Source organism: Streptomyces sp. NPDC050418, assembly GCF_044458745.1.
In the GTDB taxonomy this organism is placed as follows: Bacteria; Actinomycetota; Actinomycetes; order Streptomycetales; family Streptomycetaceae; genus Streptomyces.
The window spans coordinates 371,213-388,843 of the sequence record NZ_JBITIG010000007.1 but is presented as its reverse complement, the minus strand read 5'-3'; the positions used below and the strand labels follow the sequence as shown (position 1 = coordinate 388,843).

Here is a 17,631-nt window from a genome sequence, read left to right as displayed (position 1 = left end):
TTGTCCACAGCCTGGAGGGGCCTGTAGCCAAAATGTGCCGACGACCGAACAATCGGTTGGTGAGGCGCATCACAAACGCGCTGCCGAGGCGCGCTCCCACGAGGAGCCGCCAAGCCGCTCCACAAGGAGGTGCCAGCGGTGTCCAAGCACAGCACGCCGGTGATGGAGCAGCGGGGGGCTCACCAGCCCACGCCGCCGCCCGCCTGGAAGCCCCGTACGGACCCTGCCCCGCTGCTCCCGGACCCCGAGCCGTACCGGGTCCTGGGCACGGACGAGGCGGACCGCACCGACCCCGCGCTGCTCCTGAAGCTGTACGGGGAGCTGGTGCGCGGGCGCCGTTACAACGCGCAGGCGACCGCCCTGACCAAGCAGGGCCGCCTCGCCGTCTACCCGTCCACGGTGGGCCAGGAGGCTGCCGAGATCGCCGCGGCCCTGGTCCTGCAGGAGCAGGACTGGCTGTTCCCGAGCTACCGCGACACCCTCGCCGCCGTCGCCCGTGGCCTCGACCCCGTCCAGGCGCTCGGGCTGCTGCGCGGCGACTGGCACACGGGCTACGACCCGCGTGAGCACCGCATAGCCCCGCTGAGCACCCCCCTCGCCACCCAGCTCCCGCACGCCGTGGGTCTCGCGCACGCCGCGCGCCTCAAGGGCGACGACGTCGTGGCGCTCGCCATGGTCGGCGACGGCGGCACCAGCGAGGGCGACTTCCACGAGGCGCTCAATTTCGCGGCCGTATGGAAGGCCCCCGTCGTCTTCCTCGTGCAGAACAACGGCTTCGCGATCTCCGTCCCGCTCGCCAAGCAGACCGCCGCCCCGTCGCTCGCCCACAAGGCGGTCGGCTACGGGATGCCGGGCCGCCTGGTCGACGGCAATGACGCCGCCGCGGTCCACGAGGTGCTCTCCGAGGCCGTCCGGCGTGCCCGCGCGGGCCAGGGCCCCACGCTCGTCGAGGCCGTCACGTACCGCATGGACGCCCATACGAACGCGGACGACGCCACGCGCTACCGCACCGACGCCGAGGTCGAGGCCTGGCGCGCGCACGACCCGGTCGCGCTGATGGAGCGCGAGCTGACCGGCCGCGGGCTGCTCGACGAGGACGGCATCCAGGCCGCACGCGATGCGGCCGAGGACTTCGCTGCCGGGCTGCGCGAGCGGATGAACCAGGATCCGGTGCTCGACCCCATGGATCTCTTCAGTCATGTGTACGCGGAGCAGACGAGCCAGCTGCGCGAGCAGGCAGCGCAGCTGCGGGCCGAACTCGAGGCGGAGCAGGAATCCCGATGACCACCGCAACCACCGGCACCGCGGCCGGCCGTACGGACCGGAAGCCGGCCACCATGGCGCAGGCCCTGCAGCGCGCGCTGCGGGACTCACTGGCCGAGGACCCCACCGTCCATGTGATGGGTGAGGACGTCGGCGCGCTCGGCGGTGTCTTCCGCATCACCGACGGGCTCGCCAAGGAGTTCGGCGAGGACCGCGTCACCGACACCCCGCTCGCCGAGGCGGGCATCCTCGGCACGGCGGTCGGCATGGCCATGTACGGGCTGCGGCCGGTCGTGGAGATGCAGTTCGACGCCTTCGCGTACCCGGCGTTCGAGCAGCTGATCTCGCACGTGGCGAAGATGCGCAACCGTACGAAGGGCGCGATGGCGCTCCCGCTGACCATCCGCGTGCCGTACGGCGGCGGCATCGGCGGCGTCGAGCACCACTGCGACTCCAGCGAGGCGTACTACATCGCGACGCCCGGCCTCCATGTCGTCACCCCGGCCACCGTCGAGGACGCGTACGGACTGCTTCGCGCCTCGATCGCCTCCGACGACCCGGTGATCTTCCTGGAGCCCAAGCGGCTCTACTGGTCGAAGGACTCCTGGAACCCCGAGGCGCCGACGTCCGTCGAGCCGATCGGCAAGGCCGTGGTGCGCCGTTCGGGGCGCAGCGCCACGCTCATCACGTACGGGCCCTCGGTCCCGGTCTGCCTGGAGGCGGCCGAGGCCGCGCGGGCCGAGGGCTGGGACCTCGAAGTGGTCGATCTGCGCTCGCTGGTGCCGTTCGACGACGAGACGGTCTGCGCGTCGGTGCGGCGCACGGGCCGCGCGGTCGTCGTGCACGAGTCGGGCGGCTTCGGCGGTCCGGGCGGGGAGATCGCCGCGCGGGTCACCGAGCGGTGCTTCCACCACCTCGAGGCGCCGGTCCTGCGCGTCGCCGGGTTCGACATCCCGTATCCGCCGCCGATGCTGGAGCGCCACCACCTGCCCGGGGTCGACCGGATCCTCGACGCGGTGGGGCGGCTGCAGTGGGAGGCCGAGAGCACGGGCGGAGGTGTGGGCTGATGGCGCAGGTCCTGGAGTTCAAGCTGCCCGACCTCGGCGAAGGGCTCACCGAGGCGGAGATCGTCCGCTGGCTGGTGTCCGTGGGCGAGGTGGTCGCCGTCGACCAGCCCGTGGTCGAGGTCGAGACGGCCAAGGCGATGGTCGAGGTGCCCTGCCCGTATGCGGGCGTGGTGACGGCACGGTTCGGCGAGGAGGGGGCCGAACTGCCGGTCGGCGCCCCGCTGCTGACCGTGGCGGTGGGCGCGTCCTCGGCTCCCGCGGAGGCCGCGCCCGCGTCCTCGGCCGGTGAGAGCGAGGGTTCGGGGAACGTCCTGGTCGGATACGGGACCGGGGCCGCGCCGGCGCGACGGCGGCGCGTGCGTGCCGCTGCTCCGGGCGCCGCGCGTGCCGGGAGCGCCCCGCGTGCCGAGAGCGTCGCCGCGGTCGTGGGTGGTGTGGCGGCCGCCGCGGTGGAGCTCGACAGTCTCCCCACCACGGGTGCGGCCGAGAGCCCCGTCCCGGTGATCTCCCCTCTCGTACGGCGGATCGCCCGCGAGAACGGGCTGAACCTGCGGGAGTTGAACGGCTCGGGGCCCGACGGTCTGATCCTGCGCGCCGATGTCGAGTACGCGGTGCGGGCGGCCGAGCAGGCGGCCGCCGTGCCCGCCGCGCCCCGGCCCGAGCCCGCGGTGCGGGGCGACGAGGGCGAGCGGATCCCGCTGCGCGGGCTGCGCGGTGCCGTCGCGGACAAGCTGTCGCGCAGCCGCCGCGAGATACCGGACGTGACGGTCTGGGTGGACGCGGACGCCACGGAGCTCCTCGCGGCGCGCACGGCGATGAACGCGGCGGGCGGGCCGAAGATCTCGCTGCTCGCGCTCTTCGCCCGGATCTGCACGGCGGCCCTGACCCGCCACCCGGAGCTCAACTCCACGGTGGACCTGGCCTCCCGCGAGATCGTCCGGCTCGACCGGGTGCATCTGGGCTTCGCCGCTCAGACCGACCGCGGGCTCATGGTCCCCGTGGTGAAGGACGCGCAGTCCCGGGACGCGGAGTCGCTGAGCGCCGAGTTCGCGCGGCTGACCGAGGTGGCGCGCGAGGGGCGGCTCAGCCCGGCCGAGCTCACGGGCGGCACGTTCACGCTCAACAATTACGGGGTGTTCGGCGTCGACGGCTCGACCCCGATCATCAACCACCCCGAGGCGGCGATGCTCGGCATCGGCCGGATCGTGGCGAAGCCGTGGGTCCACGAGGGCGAGTTGGCGGTACGTCAGGTCGTCCAGCTCTCCCTGACCTTCGACCACCGTGTGTGCGACGGGGGAACGGCGGGCGGCTTCCTGCGGTACGTGGCGGACTGCGTGGAGCGGCCGGTGGTGATGCTGCGCACGCTGTGAGCACGGCCTGAGCGCGGCCTGAGCGCGGCCCCGAGCGTGTCCCGGTGCGGCGGTGTGACGTAAGTCCCGCCGCACCCAGGCCGTTCGAAGGGGTGGCAATGATCCTTCGCGCGCTCATACTCGGGGCATGACCACGTATGACGCCGTAGTGCTCGCGGGGGGCGCGGGCCGGCGCCTGGGCGGTGTCGACAAGCCCGCCGTGCAGGTGGGCGGGCGTGCGCTGCTCGACCGGGTGCTCGCCGCCTGCGCCGACGCGCGCACCACGGTCGTGGTCGCACCGCCGCGTCCCACGGTCCGTCCCGTCGTATGGACCCGTGAGGAACCACCGGGCGGCGGACCGCTCGCCGCGCTGGCGGCGGGAGTTGAGGCCCTGGCGAAGGCGCACGCGGGAGCCGACGCCGCGTCCGACCTCGCGCCCGACCCCGCCCCCGACCTCGTTCTCGTCCTCTCCGCCGACCTCCCCTTCCTCACCGAGGCGACGGTCACCCAACTCCTCGGCGCCCTCGAAGCGCCCGGCCACGCAGCCGGAGACGCGCCCGGCCACGCAGCCGCCCACGCGCCCGACCCACCAGCCGCAGCCGCTGCCGCATCCGAGGCCGGTGCCCAAGCCGGAGACGGACCCGAACCCCGCCCCGACGGCACCCTCTTCACCGACCCCACCGGCCGCGACCAGCCCCTCGTCGCCGTCTACCGCCGCGCCGCCCTGCACCGTGAACTGGACCGGCTGCAGGCGGAGCACGGCGGACTGGCCGGGCTGCCCCTCAGACTGCTCACCGCCGGACTCGCGCTCACCCGGGTGAGCGAGCCGGACGGCTCCCGTGCCGTGTTCGACTGCGACACCTGGGAGGACATCGCCGAAGCCCGGGCCAGGATCAGGGAGCATGAACGCGTGCTGGATGAATGGATCACCGCAGTCAAGGACGAACTGGGTCTCGACCTGGACGTCGACACCGCCCTGCTCCTCGACCTCGCGCGCGACGCCGCCCACGGTGTCGCACGGCCCGCGGCTCCGCTGACGACCTTCCTGGTCGGCTACGCGGCGGCGCGGTCCGGCGGCGGCCCCGAGGCCGTCGCCGAGGCCACCCGCAAGGCCGTGGCGCTCGCGAACCGCTGGGCCGACGAGGACCGGGCCGACGAGGACCGCCCCGACACCAAGCCGGACCCCGCGTGACCGCGCACCCCGCGCCCGGCGCGCACCCCGCGCCCGGCCCCGGCCGCCGTACGCAGGACGCCGCACCCGCGCGCCGCTACTCCGCGCAGACCGGCTGCGCGACCTCGCCGGACGACGCCGACCCGGCCGTCGACGAGGCGCTGGCGCTGGTCAACGAGGCCGCCGCAGCCACGGGTCCCGATCCGATCCCCGGCGGCCGCACCCCGGAGCCCCCCGCACCGGCGCGGCACACGGAGCCCGCGGAGAACCCCCAGCGCGCGAGGAAGACCGAAGGCCACCCGCGCGCGACCCCCTGGCCACAGGCCCGCGCCCGGGCCGCCCGCGCCGGCCGCCGCGGCCCGCGTACGGCCGCCGCCCCCGTCCCCCTGGACGAGGCGCTCGGCCACATCCTCGCCGCACCCCTGAACGCCCTCACCGACCTGCCCTCCTTCGACACCTCGGCCATGGACGGCTGGGCGGTCGCGGGCCCCGGCCCCTGGGACGTCCGCGCGGACGCGATCCTCGCGGGTCACGCCCGCCCGCTCCCGCTCGCGGACGGCGAGGCGGTACGGATCGCCACCGGAGCCCGCGTACCGCAGGAGGCCACCGCGGTCCTGCGCAGCGAGCACGGTGTCCTCGACGCGCACGGCGGACTGCATCCGCAGCGCGACGTCGTGCACGGCCAGGACATCCGGCCGCGCGGCCAGGAGTGCCGCAGCGGCGACCAGTTGCTGCCCGCGGGCTCCCAGATCACCCCCGCGGTGCTCGGCCTCGCCGCGGCCGCGGGCTATGACACGCTGCGGGTCGTCGCCCGGCCGCGGGTCGAGGTGCTCGTCCTCGGTGACGAGTTGCTCACCGAGGGCCTGCCCGACGAGGGGCTGATCCGGGACGCGCTCGGCCCGATGCTGCCGCCGTGGCTGCGCAGCCTGGGCGCGGAGGTCCTGTCCGTACGACGCCTCGGGGATGCGGCCGACGCGCTGCTCAAGGCCGTCAAGGACTCGACCGCCGATCTCGTCGTGACCACCGGCGGCACCGCCTCGGGGCCCGTTGACCACGTCCACCCCACCCTGCACAAGCTGGGTGCCGACCTGCTCGTGGACGGCGTCCAGGTGCGGCCCGGCCACCCCATGCTCCTGGCCGAACTCCCGGGCGGCCGCCACCTCGTGGGCCTCCCCGGCAACCCGCTCGCCGCGGTCTCCGGACTGCTCACGCTGGCCGAGCCGCTGCTGCGCCGGCTCGGGGGCCGTCCCGCCGTGGCGCCGTATCACGCCCCCACGCGGGACGAGATCCACGGCCACCCGTACGACACCCGGCTCGTGCCCGTGGTCCTGCGCGGCGACCGCTCCGAGGAGGCCGTGCCGCTGCACTACAACGGGCCTGCCATGCTGCGGGGTATCGCCGCGGCCGACGGGCTCGCGGTGGTGCCGCCGGGCGGAGCGAGGCCCGGGCAGGAGCTGGAGATCCTCGATCTGCCGTGGGCGCTGTCACCCCTGGCACCGGAAGGGCGTTTCACGTGAAACAGCACGGCAGCGACGTGATGGCGCGCGATGCCGACGAGCGCCTCACCAACGGCCGGATCCGGCTGCCCAAACGGGTCGTCGAGCGCCCGATGCGCCAGGTGGCCAAGCGCCTGGCGATGGCGCTGAGCGTCCTGGTCACGACCGGTCTGCTGGTCTACTTCGACCGCGACGGCTATCACGACAACACCGACGGCGGCGTCGACTTCCTCGACTCGTTCTACTACGCGACCGTCACGCTCTCGACCACCGGCTACGGCGATATCGTCCCGGCCAGTGACGTCGCACGGCTCATCAACATCTTCATCATCACGCCGCTGCGTGTGCTGTTCCTGATCATCCTGGTCGGTACGACTCTCGAGGTCCTCACGGAACGGACCCGGGAGGAGTGGCGGCTGAACCGCTGGAGGTCTGCCTTGCGTGACCACACCATCGTCGTCGGCTTCGGCACCAAGGGCCGTTCGGCGATCCAGACCCTGCTCGCGACGGGTCTGAAGAAGATGCAGATCGTCGTGGTCGACCCCAGCAACAAGGTGATCGAGGCCGCCACCGCCGAGGGCTTCGTCGGTGTCGTCGGCGACGCCACCCGCAGCGACGTCCTGCTCCGCGCCGAACTCCAGAAGGCCCGCCAGATCGTCATCGCCACCCAGCGCGACGACACCGCGGTCCTGGTGGCGCTCACCGCACGGCAGTTGAACCGTTCGGCGAAGATCGTCGCGGCCGTGCGCGAGGAGGAGAACGCCCCGCTGCTTCGGCAGTCCGGCGCCGACGCCGTGATCACCAGCGCGAGCGCGGCCGGCCGCCTCCTCGGCCTCTCGGTGCTCAGCCCCAGCGCGGGCACGGTCATGGAGGACCTGATCCAGCAGGGCTCCGGACTCGATCTGGTGGAACGGCCGGTGATAAAGGCCGAGGTCGGCAAGGGCGTCCGGGAGACCGATGACCTCGTGGTCAGCGTGCTGCGCGGCCACCGGCTGCTCGCGTACGACGACCCGGCGGCCTCCCCGCTGCAGCTGACGGACCGTCTCATCACCATCGTCCGCGCCACACCGCCCGCACCGCCCCGCCCGGACACCCGGCCGCTGCCGCAGCAGTAGCAGTAGCGGCCTCCGCCACAGGTTCACGGCCCCGGTACGCGGCCGGGCGCGCCCAACCGCCGCGCCCGCTGGGCGAGTAGCCTCGCCCGCATGTATGCGATCACGATCCCCGAACCCGGCGGACCCGAGGCGCTCCAGTGGGCCGAGGTCCCCGACCCCGTACCCGGCGAGGGCGAGGTCCTCGTCGAGGTGGCCGCGAGCGCGGTCAACCGCGCCGATCTGCTGCAGCGTATGGGCTTCTACAACCCGCCGCCCGGCGCGTCCCCGTACCCGGGCCTCGAATGCTCCGGCCGGATCACCGCGCTCGGCCCGGGGGTGAGCGGCTGGTCGGTCGGCGACGAGGTGTGCGCGCTGCTCGCGGGCGGCGGCTACGCCCAGCAAGTGGCCGTACCGGCAGGGCAGTTGCTGCCCGTGCCCGAGGGCGTCGACCTGGTGGCGGCGGCCGCGCTGCCCGAGGTCGTCTCGACGGTCTGGTCGAACGTGTTCATGGTGGCCCATCTGCGCCCTGGCGAGACGCTCCTCGTGCACGGCGGGGCGAGCGGCATCGGCACGATGGCGGTCCAGCTGGCGAAGGCCGTCGGCGCGAAGGTCGCGGTGACCGCGGGCGGCAAGGAGAAGCTGGCGCGCTGCGCCGAGCTCGGCGCGGACATCCTGATCGACTACCGCGAACAGGACTTCGTCGAGGAGATCAAGGCCGCCACCGACGGGGCGGGCGCGGACGTCATCCTCGACATCATGGGCGCCAAGTACCTCCAACGGAACGTGGACGCCCTGGCCGTGAACGGCCGGCTCGCCATCATCGGGCTGCAGGGCGGCGTCAAGGGCGAACTCAACCTCAGCACGCTGCTCGGCAAGCGCGCCGCGATCACCGCGACCTCGCTGCGGGCGCGGCCGCTCGGCGAGAAGGCGGCGATCGTCGCGGCCGTGCGCGAGCATGTCTGGCCGCTGATCGGCGCGGGCCGGATCAGGCCGGTCGTGGACCGTACGCTGCCGATGAGCGAGGCGGCCCAGGCACACCGTGTGCTCGAGGAGAGCGGGCACGTGGGGAAGGTGCTGCTCACCGTCTAGGAGGGTCCGTGCCGGAGAGCCAGGAAGTCCGTGCCGGAGAGCCAGGAGTTCACGCTCCGCTCTCCGGCCGGGGAGCCGGGAGCCGTCCGTCGTCTACGCTCTGATCCGTGACCTCGCCTTCGGCCAAGCTGTACCGCAACCAGAAGCCCCTGCGGGACATCGTCGGCGAGCAGATTCGCCATCGCATATACGACGGCTCGCTTCCCCCCGGCACCCGCCTCGTCGAGCAGGAACTGGCCGCGCGGTACGAGGTGTCCCGGCTTCCGGTCCGTGAGGCGCTGCGGATCCTGCACCACGAGGGCCTCGTGGAGTACCTGCCCACGCGCGGTGTCGTGGTGCGCACGCTGGACCGGCGGCAGGTGTCGGAGCTGTACGACATCCGTGAGGCGCTGGAGTCGCTGGCCGCGCGTCAGGCCGCGGAACGGGTCGCCCTGGGGGCGCCGAACGGCCTGACCGCCACCCTTGAGCAGGCCGGAGCGGCGGCGGCCGCGGATGACACGGCGGCCACGCATGCCGCCAATTCCCGTCTGCACGACGAGATCACGACGCTGTGCGACAACGCGATGCTCGCCGCGACGCTGGAGCCCATCGTCGGCCGGGTGCGGTGGCTGCGGCACCGGATCGAGGACTTCCCGCACATCCATGCCGAGCACGAGGCGCTGGCCCGCGCGATCGTGGCGGGTGATCCCGAACGAGCCGCCACGGCGGCCGGTGAGCATGTTCGCGCTTCGCGTGAGCGAACGCTCCGCGAGCTCTTCGGCTGACACCATCCCGTAGTCCTCCGGAGCGGCTCCTTCGGGCCCGCTCCGTAGCTGCCCCTTCCCTGCTCCGTGATTTGGGATTCCAAATCACGTCCAAACCCTTGACGCCCTCTTCGGCGGCTGAGAAAACTTCCGGGTGCCGAAAATGGGATCCCATTTTCGGAACTCCACTCTGCTCGGAGGGACGCGCATGGAAGCTCCACCGATGGAAACGACGGCCGCGGCAAGTCCGCGCCACCGCCAGCTGGAAGACGGCCTCGACCGGATCGGTGTGACCGGAGCCCACCGTCAGATCGGTGCGATGGTGCTGCTCGGCGTGTTCTTCGACGCGCTCGAACAGAACGCGGTCGGGTTGGTGGGCCCCGTCCTGCAGGAGGCATGGGGCACCTCGGCCGCCGAACTCGGCTTCCTGAACACCATCACCTTCACCGCCGCGGCCCTCGGCCGGCTCGCCACCGGCATCATCGGCGACAAGATGGGCCGCCGGTCGATGCTCACGGTCAACCTGCTGCTGTTCTCGCTCGGCGCGCTGATCTGCGCCTTCGCCCCCGTCTACGCGGTGCTTGCGATCGGCCGCTTCATCGTCGGCTTCGGTCTGGGCGGCGAGATCGCCATCGCGGTGACGATGATGTCGGAGTTCTTCGCGGCCCGGCACCGTGGGACCGCGGTCGGGATCATCAACGTCACGGCAGGCGGCCTCGGCAACATGCTGGCGCCCGCCTTCGGCGTCCTGGTCTTCACCCTGTTCTCCGGCCCCGACCGCTGGCGCTGGCTGTTCGGCCTCCTCGCCGTCCCCGCGCTGCTTGTGCTCTTCTACCGCCGCTACGTCCCCGAGACGCCGCGCTACCTGCTGTCACGGGGCAAGGTCGACGAGGCCAACCTCGTCCTCAACCGGCTTGCCTCCGGCCGCCTGCGCGGCGCCCTCGACAAGCCGGAGCGCTACATCACCGCGGTCGAGAGCGGCGAGCAGGTCGTACCCGAGCGCAACAGGCTGCGTGACGTCTTCGCCGGGGCGCTGCGCCGGCGCACCCTCGCGCTCGGTGTGGCCGTGTGCATGTCGTACGGCGCACAGATATCGATCCTGTCCCTGATGCCGACGATTCTCGTGGCGCAGGGCCACAGCATCACCAAGTCGCTGCTCTTCACCCTCGTCATGCAGTCCGGCTCGCTGCTCGGAGCGCTCATCGCCTCCACCGCGGCGCGCTACCTGCCCCGCAAGCTCGTGCTCACCGTCGCGGCCGCCCTGGGCTGCGCGGCCGCGTTCGCCTTCGGGTTCCTGGCCTCGGGCGTGACGCTGATCCTGATCCTCGGCGCGCTGGTCAACTGCTGCATCATCACCATGAACACCACGATCTGGATCTTCGCGCCCGAGCAGTTCCCCACCCGGGTCAGGGCGTTCGGCACCTCGATCATCCTGGCGCTCGGCTCCCTCGCCGGCGGGCTGACCCCGATGCTGGCCGGCGCCGCCTTCGACTCGTACGGGATGTCGGGCATGTTCACCCTGATCGGAGTGCTCTTCGTGGGCCTCGCGGTATCCGTGCAGGTCCCGCCGGAGACCTTCGGCAAGTCCATGGAGGAAAACAGCGAGTGAGTGTCATCGCCCTGATCAACCCCAACACCTCGCAGGCGGCCACCGACATGATGGCCGGCATCGCCCGGCGCACCCTGCGCCCCGAGGAAGGCTTCGAGGTCTTCGGGGTCACCGTCGCCGACGGTCCTTCGATGCTAGTCGACGAGGATCTGCTGCACGCGTCTGCGCCCCAGGTGGTGGCCGCGGCGCGGCGCAGCCTCACGGCTCCGGACGGGCGGCGGATCTCCGCCCTCGTGGTGAGCGCGTTCGGCGACCCGGGGATCGAGGACCTGCGGACCGAGGTCGGCGTCCCCGTCGTCGGGATCGCCGAGGCGGCGATGGCGCAGGCGGCCGAGGCGGGGCGCCGGTTCGGAATCGCCACCACGACGCCCGGGCTCGTCGACGCCATCACCGAGCGCGTCGGGCGCCTCGGCCACCGCGACCGGTTCACGGGCATCCGGCTCACCCCCGGTGATCCCCAACAACTGGCCGCGGAACCGGAGTTGATGCGGGAGCGCCTGGCCGAGGCGGTCCAGGCGTGCATCACCGACGACGGAGCCGAGGCGGTGATCATCGGAGGCGGACCGCTGGGCGAGGCCGCCGAGGCGCTGCGGGACCGTTTCCCGGTGCCGGTGATCGGACCGATTCCGGCGGCCTGCCGGCAGGTACGCAGGATCCTGGCGGCCGGCTGAGCACACGCCCGGCTCCCGCACCCCTGTCACAGGGGGTGCGGGAGCGACCCGAGATGCCGGACCCGCTACGCCGTGTGACGCTGGCAGCACGGCTTCTTGGCGACGCGTACGGGGAGGGGTCGGACCATGACGGGACGGCTCAGGGCTCTGCTGCTTGCGGTGGTACTGCTGGTGGTGGCGCCCGTCTCCTGCGCGTACGCGGCGGGCGGGGCCCACTTGCCGGGATCCCCTTCGCCCGTCTCCTCGCCCGACTCCTCACCTGTCTCCTCTGTCGCCTCGCCCGAGCCGGACGCCTCCCCGTCCCTGGCGGGCAGCCGGGCCGGGGCGGGCCGGGAGCGGCCGGGGCGGTGGGAGGCGCCGAGCGTGGTGTCGATCGCGCCGCCGTCGCCGCAGGCCGCCCGGGAGCGCTCGGCCGAGCCCCGGCGTGACGTGGTCGAGGAGGCGCCGCGGGAGACGGTGGTCTCCGCGGCTTCGGGGGACAGCGGCGTCGACCCGGCGGTCACCGTGCTGCCGCTCGGTATGGGCCTGGTCCTGATCGGTCTCGGATTCGGCTTCCTGGCGCTGCGGTTGCGTCGTTGGTGAGGGTGGATCACCCCGGAACGGGGGCACCACCGTGATGTGAGGCGTGTGTGCGAGAGAATGGCGGCATGGAGATGCCGAGGAACGACAGGTCGCCGGAGAACCCCCAGATCCTGGTCGTGGGCCAGGACGGAATGGCTCTCGGCGGAGGCGATGGCGACGACGAGTCCCGGGAGGTCCCGGTGACGGACATGGTCGAACAGCCCGCCAAGGTCATGCGCATCGGCAGCATGATCAAGCAGCTTCTGGAGGAAGTGCGGGCGGCACCTCTCGACGAGGCGAGCCGCGCCCGCCTCAAGGAGATCCACACCAGCTCGGTCAAGGAGCTGGAGGACGGCCTCGCGCCCGAACTCGTCGAGGAACTGGAGCGCCTCAGCCTCCCCTTCAACGACGAGGCGACGCCGACGGATGCCGAACTGCGCATCGCGCAGGCCCAGTTGGTGGGCTGGCTCGAAGGCCTCTTCCACGGCATCCAGACCACGCTCTTCGCCCAGCAGATGGCCGCCCGCGCCCAACTGGAACAGATGCGCCGCGCTCTGCCGCCGGGTGTCGGCGGCCATGACGACGAGGAGGGCGGGGTGGCGGGCCGCACCGGGGGCCCGTACCTCTAGAACGTAGGGAAACGCGGAAGGCCCGGTCGATTCGACCGGGCCTTCTCCATGTGCTGGGGAGGGCTACTGCGCGGGATTGCCTGACGACACCTCGAGGGTGATGGTGAAGTCCTCTTCGCGGATCTCCGTACCCGACTCCGGGTACTGACCCATGACGGTGTCCTTGCCGTAGGTGTTCTCGTCCACGGACTTCTGGTTGTACTTCCACTCTGCCGCCTGCAGGCAGAGCTTCACGGAGTCCAGGTTCTTGTACTTGAAGTCGGGAACCACGAACTTCTCGGGGTCCTGGCCCTCACGCGGCTCGGTGCACTTCTCCGTGTCCATCTTCTTCGTGGTGTCCGGGCCCTTGTGGCCGGCCGCCACGGACTGCGTCGGATCGCCGCCCGGTTCCTTGTCGCCGCCGTTCATGGCCAGAGCCGTGATCAGACCACCGATCGCCACCAGCGCCACCACGATCGAACCGATGATCACCGACTTGTTGTTCTTGCGCCCGCCGCCCGAGCCGCCGTTCGCACCCGCCGACATCGTCGAGTTCGGCGGCGTCATGTTGTACGGAGGCGGCGTCGAGGTTGCCTGCTGCGGGCTGTACGCCGCCGGGGCCGGGGTCTGGTAGCCGCCCTGCTGCGGGTAGCCGTAGCCCGGGGTCGGCGCGGGGGTGGCCGGGCCGCCGTACGGGTTCGGGTTGTAGGGCTGCTGGACGCTGCCCGGGCCCGGCGCCGGGGTGCCGGTGCCGACCGGCGGGAAGACCGCCGAACCGACGCCCGCGCCGGACGCGGTCTGCGCGCCGGGGACGATCGACGGCGCCGCGGCCTGGAAGGACTGGGCCACGCGCAGGCACTCGTCGCGCATCGCCTCGGCGGTGGGGAAGCGCTCGTTCGGGTTCTTCTTGAGGGCGCGGGCGACCAGCGCGTCCACCGCCGGCGGCAGCGAGCTGTTGATCGAGGACGGAGCGACCGGCTCCTCCTGGACGTGCGCATACGCTATGGCCAGCGGCGAGTCCGCCTCGAACGGCAGCCGTCCGGTGACCAGCTGGAAGAGCATGATGCCGACCGAGTAGAGGTCGGAGCGCGCGTCGACGCCGCGGCCGAGGGCCTGCTCCGGCGAGAGGTACTGCGGGGTGCCGACGACCATGCCCGTCTGGGTCATGGAGGTGACGCCGGACTGCATGGCGCGCGCGATGCCGAAGTCCATGACCTTGACCACGTTGCGCTTGGTCATCATCACGTTGCCCGGCTTGATGTCGCGGTGGACCAGGCCCATCTCATGGCTGATCTCAAGGGCCGCGAGCACATCGGCGGTGATCTTCAGCGCCTTGTCCGAGGGCATCGCGCCGTACTGCGCCACGTCCTGGTCGAGCACCGAGCCGAGCGGCCGGCCCTCCACGTACTCCATGACGATGTACGGCATCGTCGAGCCGTCGATGTCGTCTTCACCCGTGTCGAAGACCGAGACGATGTTGGTGTGGGTGAGCTTGGCGACCGACTGGGCCTCGCGGCGGAAGCGCTCGCGGAAGGACTGCTCGCGGCCGAGCTCGGTGTGCAGGGTCTTGATCGCGACCTGACGGTCGAGCGTGGCGTCGTACGCGAGGTGCACGGAGGCCATGCCGCCCTCGCCGAGGAGGTCCCGCAGCTGGTACCGGCCGCCCGCCAGGGAGCGCCCTGCGTACCGGCCGCCGTGTGCGCTGTCCTGGCTCATGTCCGTCCGTCCCCCATCGGCGCCCTGCCCGGACGCCCAAGTGCGCGAAGATCCCTTGTATTTCCGGGCCAAGTCTGCCGTAGGGCACTGACACGTCAAGCCAGGTGCCCGTTCCGTGACCGTACGCGCAAGAACCGTCCTGTAAGCGTTACGGAGTCCGCACAGGATTTGCTCAGCCGCCCCTCCTGCGGGTTTGATGGCCGGTCAACCCCGGAGGCCGTCTCCCACCGGCGTGCCGCGCCAAGGCTGTAGCGTGGCCCGACGGAGACCGCAGGCACGAAACGTAGGCACGACAGGAAACGACGGCGAGGACCGATGGACCAGCAGCGCGCTCAGGGCCCGTCCGACCCCGAGGCGACTGGCGGTGGCGGAATGTCGGAATCGCCCGAGTACTGGGGCAACGGAGGACTGGTCGGTGACGGCCGGTACCGCCTGACCCACCGGCTCGGCCGCGGCGGCATGGCCGAGGTCTTCGGTGCCGAGGACGTACGGCTCGGCCGTACCGTCGCCGTGAAGCTGCTCCGCTCCGACCTCGCCGAGGACCCGGTCTCCAAGGCCCGCTTCACGCGCGAGGCGCAGTCCGTCGCCGGACTCAACCACCACGCGGTGGTGGCGGTGTACGACTCCGGTGAGGAGATCATCGGCGGCAACACCATCCCGTACATCGTGATGGAGCTCGTCGAGGGCCGCACGATCCGCGATCTGCTGCTCAACGCCGAGGCGCCGGGCCCCGACCAGGCGCTGATCATCGTCTCCGGTGTGCTCGAAGCGCTCGCGTACAGCCACCAGCACGGCATCGTGCACCGTGACATCAAGCCCGCGAACGTGATCATCACCAACACCGGTGCGGTGAAGGTGATGGACTTCGGTATCGCGCGCGCCCTGCACGGTGCGTCCAACACCATGACGCAGACCGGCATGGTCATGGGCACGCCCCAGTACCTCTCGCCGGAGCAGGCGCTCGGCAAGGCGGTCGACCACCGCTCCGACCTGTACGCGACCGGCTGTCTGCTCTACGAACTCCTGTCGCTGCGGCCCCCGTTCATGGGCGAGACCCCGCTGTCGGTGGTCTACCAGCACGTGCAGGACATGCCGATCCCGCCGTCCGAGATGTCGGACGGGGTGCCGCCGGAGCTCGACGGGCTCGCGATGCGCGCGCTCGCCAAGGACCCCGACGACCGCTTCCAGAGCGCCGAGGAGATGCGCGGCCTCGTCCAGTACGCGCTGCAGATGCTGCAGGAGCAGGGCGGGCACACCGGCACCTGGAACACCGGCCCGGTGATGATGCACGAGAGCGCCGGCACGCCCGCGATGGGCTCGCCCGCGCTGCCGCACCCCGACAGCGGCACCTCGCAGATCCCGCAGCAGCCGCTGATCCCGCGCAGGCAGGGCGACGGCTACGACGACGGCGGGTACGACGGGGACGGACGCCAGGGCGGCGGCCGCGGCAAGGCGTGGATCTTCCTGGTGCTCGCGGCCATCGCCGTGATCGCCGGTGTCGCGTACGCGTTGTCGCAGGCCGATGACGACAAGGGCGAGAACCCGGGCGGTACGCCGTCCTCCTCGCAGCCCGCGGACGACAAGTCCAAGGAGCCGTCGGACGACGAGTCCACGGACGAGGAGACGGAGCCCGGCGGGAGCGGCGGTCAGCAGACGACCGGCCCGACCTCCGAGGCACCCACGTCCGAGGCCCCGACCACGGAGCCGCCCACGACGGAGCCGCCGACGAAGGACCCGACCAAGGATCCGACGAAGGACCCGACGGACGACCCGGACCCCTCGGACCCGGAGCCGTCGGACCCGGAGCCCTCGGACTCGGTCAGCGAGGACCCGCCGACGGGTGGCGGCGACTCGGCGGGCTAGAGCTCACAGACCAGCTCAGAGCTCACAGACCAGGTCAGAGCTCACAGCACCTGCTGCAGCTGCCGCGCGTACGCCCCGTTCATGCTGTGCACGGTGACCACCTGCGGCTCGATGCGCATGTAGACCGGCTCGAACAGCTCACCGTCGACGAAGTGCGGCGCGGGGCCGAAGAGTTCGAGTTCCCGGACGGTCGGCTCGACCGCCTCGCACAGGCCGACGAGCTGTACGGACCAGAGCGAGTCGGTCCCGGAGTTCAGGTTGTCCGCGCCGTACGCGACGACGCTGCCGACGCAGGCCTGGTGGTAGCCGAAGCCCTTGTGCATCCGGAGCAGGACACGGCCGTCCACCACGATGTGCCGGGCGAGGGCGAGGAAGGGCAGCGCTCGCATGCTGGTGGCCACACGCCCGTGCGGGACGTGGGACAGCAGGTCGAGGGCGCGGTTCTCATCGGTGGACATGCTTCCACCATCCGTTACGGACAGTGTGTCGGGAAAGGGGCAGGCGCCCCTCACGCGATGGGACGTAAGTCCCGAATAAAGAACGCGTGAGGCCGCCAGGCAGCCCGGGGGAAGCTCAGTGCTTCTCGGCCTGCATCCGGGCCACGAACGCCGCCGCCTGGGAGCGGCGCTCCATGCCCAGCTTGGAGAGCAGGCTGGAGACGTAGTTCTTGATCGTCTTCTCGGCCAGATGCAGCCGCTCGCCGATCGCCCGGTTCGTCAGGCCCTCGCCGATCAGGTCGAGGATCTTGCGCTCCTGCTCGGTGAGGTTCGCGAGCCGGTCGTCGCCGCTCTTCTTGCCGCCGTCGCGCAGCCGCTCCAGGACGCGGGCCGTGGCGACCGGGTCGAGCAGCGACTTGCCCGCCGCCACGTCCCGTACCGCCGTGAGCAGCTCATTGCCGCGGATCGCCTTGAGGACGTACCCGGACGCGCCCGCCATGATCGCGTCGAAGAGCGCCTCGTCGTCGGCGAACGAGGTGAGCATCAGGCACTTGATGTCCTCGTTCTGCGAGCGGATCTCGCGGCAGACCTCTACGCCGCTGCCGTCGGGCAGCCGGACGTCGAGCACGGCCACGTCGGGGCGGGTCGCGGGGATGCGCACGAGGGCGTCGGCGGCCGTACCGGCCTCACCGACCACCTCGATGTCCGCCTCGACGGACAGCAGCTCGTGGACGCCGCGACGGACCACTTCGTGGTCGTCGAGAAGAAATACGGTGATTTTTCCATCTTCGCGCACGAAGCCAGTGTCACACACGGGTCCTCACGTCGCGCAGGGCGAGGGGGCACCCCGGGAAAAGAGACTCTTCCAATGGCCAGGGTGACCGGGATAACGTG

16 protein-coding genes are annotated in these 17,631 nt (G+C 71.8%); 13 read left to right on the top strand and 3 right to left on the bottom strand.

Annotation, left to right across the window (positions count from 1 at the left end; all coding sequences use genetic code 11):
• Window positions 1-162 precede the first annotated feature (162 nt).
• From pdhA to ACIBI4_RS19460, 12 genes are all read left to right on the top strand, one after another.
• Entirely contained in the window at window positions 163-1,284 is a 1,122-nt protein-coding gene (gene pdhA, locus ACIBI4_RS19515) for a pyruvate dehydrogenase (acetyl-transferring) E1 component subunit alpha (RefSeq protein ID WP_399205305.1), read from the top strand.
• Window positions 1,281-2,330 carry an alpha-ketoacid dehydrogenase subunit beta gene (locus ACIBI4_RS19510; RefSeq protein WP_399205158.1) on the top strand — a complete coding sequence of 350 codons (1,050 nt, stop codon included), beginning with the start codon at window positions 1,281-1,283 and terminating at the stop codon, window positions 2,328-2,330. The genes pdhA and ACIBI4_RS19510 overlap by 4 nt, the downstream gene beginning before the upstream one ends.
• Entirely contained in the window at window positions 2,330-3,700 is a 1,371-nt protein-coding gene (locus ACIBI4_RS19505; RefSeq protein WP_399205157.1) for a dihydrolipoamide acetyltransferase family protein, read from the top strand. Before ACIBI4_RS19510 ends, ACIBI4_RS19505 begins: the two co-directional genes overlap by 1 nt.
• Window positions 3,701-3,827: 127 nt before the next feature.
• Window positions 3,828-4,871 carry a DUF6457 domain-containing protein gene (locus ACIBI4_RS19500; RefSeq protein ID WP_399205156.1) on the top strand — a complete coding sequence of 348 codons (1,044 nt, stop codon included), beginning with the start codon at window positions 3,828-3,830 and terminating at the stop codon, window positions 4,869-4,871.
• The gene (locus ACIBI4_RS19495; protein WP_399205155.1) at window positions 4,868-6,367 is read left to right on the top strand and encodes a molybdopterin-binding protein; all 1,500 of its coding nucleotides are present in this window, start codon (window positions 4,868-4,870) and stop codon (window positions 6,365-6,367) included. The genes ACIBI4_RS19500 and ACIBI4_RS19495 overlap by 4 nt, the downstream gene beginning before the upstream one ends.
• A 20-nt stretch (window positions 6,368-6,387) precedes the next feature.
• Complete coding sequence (locus ACIBI4_RS19490; protein ID WP_399205304.1) at window positions 6,388-7,461, top strand: potassium channel family protein; 1,074 nt, start codon at window positions 6,388-6,390, stop codon at window positions 7,459-7,461.
• 90 nt (window positions 7,462-7,551) lie between these two features.
• A complete protein-coding gene (locus ACIBI4_RS19485; protein WP_399205154.1) occupies window positions 7,552-8,529 on the top strand; it encodes an NAD(P)H-quinone oxidoreductase in 978 nt (325 codons plus the stop codon).
• Window positions 8,530-8,636: 107 nt separating this feature from the next.
• Complete coding sequence (locus ACIBI4_RS19480; protein WP_399205153.1) at window positions 8,637-9,293, top strand: GntR family transcriptional regulator; 657 nt, start codon at window positions 8,637-8,639, stop codon at window positions 9,291-9,293.
• 202 nt (window positions 9,294-9,495) lie between these two features.
• Window positions 9,496-10,881 (top strand): MFS transporter, encoded by a 1,386-nt coding sequence (locus ACIBI4_RS19475; RefSeq protein WP_399205152.1) that lies wholly within the window; start codon window positions 9,496-9,498, stop codon window positions 10,879-10,881.
• Complete coding sequence (locus ACIBI4_RS19470; protein WP_399205151.1) at window positions 10,878-11,552, top strand: aspartate/glutamate racemase family protein; 675 nt, start codon at window positions 10,878-10,880, stop codon at window positions 11,550-11,552. The genes ACIBI4_RS19475 and ACIBI4_RS19470 overlap by 4 nt, the downstream gene beginning before the upstream one ends.
• Before the next feature lie 126 nt (window positions 11,553-11,678).
• On the top strand, window positions 11,679-12,134 hold the full coding sequence (locus tag ACIBI4_RS19465; RefSeq protein ID WP_399205150.1) for a hypothetical protein: 456 nt from the start codon (window positions 11,679-11,681) through the stop codon (window positions 12,132-12,134).
• A 65-nt stretch (window positions 12,135-12,199) separates the two neighbouring features.
• The gene (locus tag ACIBI4_RS19460; protein WP_399205149.1) at window positions 12,200-12,742 is read left to right on the top strand and encodes a bacterial proteasome activator family protein; all 543 of its coding nucleotides are present in this window, start codon (window positions 12,200-12,202) and stop codon (window positions 12,740-12,742) included.
• A 63-nt stretch (window positions 12,743-12,805) separates the two neighbouring features.
• Here the strand turns inward: ACIBI4_RS19460 and ACIBI4_RS19455 are convergent, their stop codons facing one another.
• Complete coding sequence (locus ACIBI4_RS19455; protein WP_399205148.1) at window positions 12,806-14,437, bottom strand: protein kinase; 1,632 nt, start codon at window positions 14,435-14,437, stop codon at window positions 12,806-12,808.
• 315 nt (window positions 14,438-14,752) lie between these two features.
• On the opposite strand from ACIBI4_RS19455, the gene ACIBI4_RS19450 reads away from it, so the two are divergent.
• Window positions 14,753-16,300, top strand: a complete 1,548-nt coding sequence (locus tag ACIBI4_RS19450; RefSeq protein ID WP_399205147.1) for a protein kinase — start codon at window positions 14,753-14,755, stop codon at window positions 16,298-16,300.
• Between the two features lie 41 nt (window positions 16,301-16,341).
• Here the strand turns inward: ACIBI4_RS19450 and ACIBI4_RS19445 are convergent, their stop codons facing one another.
• The gene (locus ACIBI4_RS19445; RefSeq protein WP_399205146.1) at window positions 16,342-16,758 is read right to left on the bottom strand and encodes a pyridoxamine 5'-phosphate oxidase family protein; all 417 of its coding nucleotides are present in this window, start codon (window positions 16,756-16,758) and stop codon (window positions 16,342-16,344) included.
• 115 nt (window positions 16,759-16,873) lie between these two features.
• A complete protein-coding gene (locus tag ACIBI4_RS19440; protein ID WP_399205145.1) occupies window positions 16,874-17,533 on the bottom strand; it encodes a response regulator in 660 nt (219 codons plus the stop codon).
• Between the last annotated feature and the right edge of the window lie 98 nt (window positions 17,534-17,631).

What these genes read in the sequence shown, in the direction of transcription:
- ACIBI4_RS19465 (WP_399205150.1), top strand. Translation starts at nt 11,679, where the DNA reads ATGACGGGACGGCTCAGGGCTCTGCTGCTTGCGGTGGTACTGCTGGTG.
- pdhA (WP_399205305.1), top strand. Translation starts at nt 163, where the DNA reads ATGGAGCAGCGGGGGGCTCACCAGCCCACGCCGCCGCCCGCCTGGAAG.
- ACIBI4_RS19490 (WP_399205304.1), top strand. Translation starts at nt 6,388, where the DNA reads ATGGCGCGCGATGCCGACGAGCGCCTCACCAACGGCCGGATCCGGCTG.
- ACIBI4_RS19445 (WP_399205146.1), bottom strand. Translation starts at nt 16,758, where the DNA reads ATGTCCACCGATGAGAACCGCGCCCTCGACCTGCTGTCCCACGTCCCG.
- ACIBI4_RS19475 (WP_399205152.1), top strand. Translation starts at nt 9,496, where the DNA reads ATGGAAACGACGGCCGCGGCAAGTCCGCGCCACCGCCAGCTGGAAGAC.
- ACIBI4_RS19505 (WP_399205157.1), top strand. Translation starts at nt 2,330, where the DNA reads ATGGCGCAGGTCCTGGAGTTCAAGCTGCCCGACCTCGGCGAAGGGCTC.
- ACIBI4_RS19450 (WP_399205147.1), top strand. Translation starts at nt 14,753, where the DNA reads ATGGACCAGCAGCGCGCTCAGGGCCCGTCCGACCCCGAGGCGACTGGC.
- ACIBI4_RS19510 (WP_399205158.1), top strand. Translation starts at nt 1,281, where the DNA reads ATGACCACCGCAACCACCGGCACCGCGGCCGGCCGTACGGACCGGAAG.
- ACIBI4_RS19455 (WP_399205148.1), bottom strand. Translation starts at nt 14,437, where the DNA reads ATGAGCCAGGACAGCGCACACGGCGGCCGGTACGCAGGGCGCTCCCTG.
- ACIBI4_RS19460 (WP_399205149.1), top strand. Translation starts at nt 12,200, where the DNA reads ATGGAGATGCCGAGGAACGACAGGTCGCCGGAGAACCCCCAGATCCTG.
- ACIBI4_RS19500 (WP_399205156.1), top strand. Translation starts at nt 3,828, where the DNA reads ATGACCACGTATGACGCCGTAGTGCTCGCGGGGGGCGCGGGCCGGCGC.
- ACIBI4_RS19485 (WP_399205154.1), top strand. Translation starts at nt 7,552, where the DNA reads ATGTATGCGATCACGATCCCCGAACCCGGCGGACCCGAGGCGCTCCAG.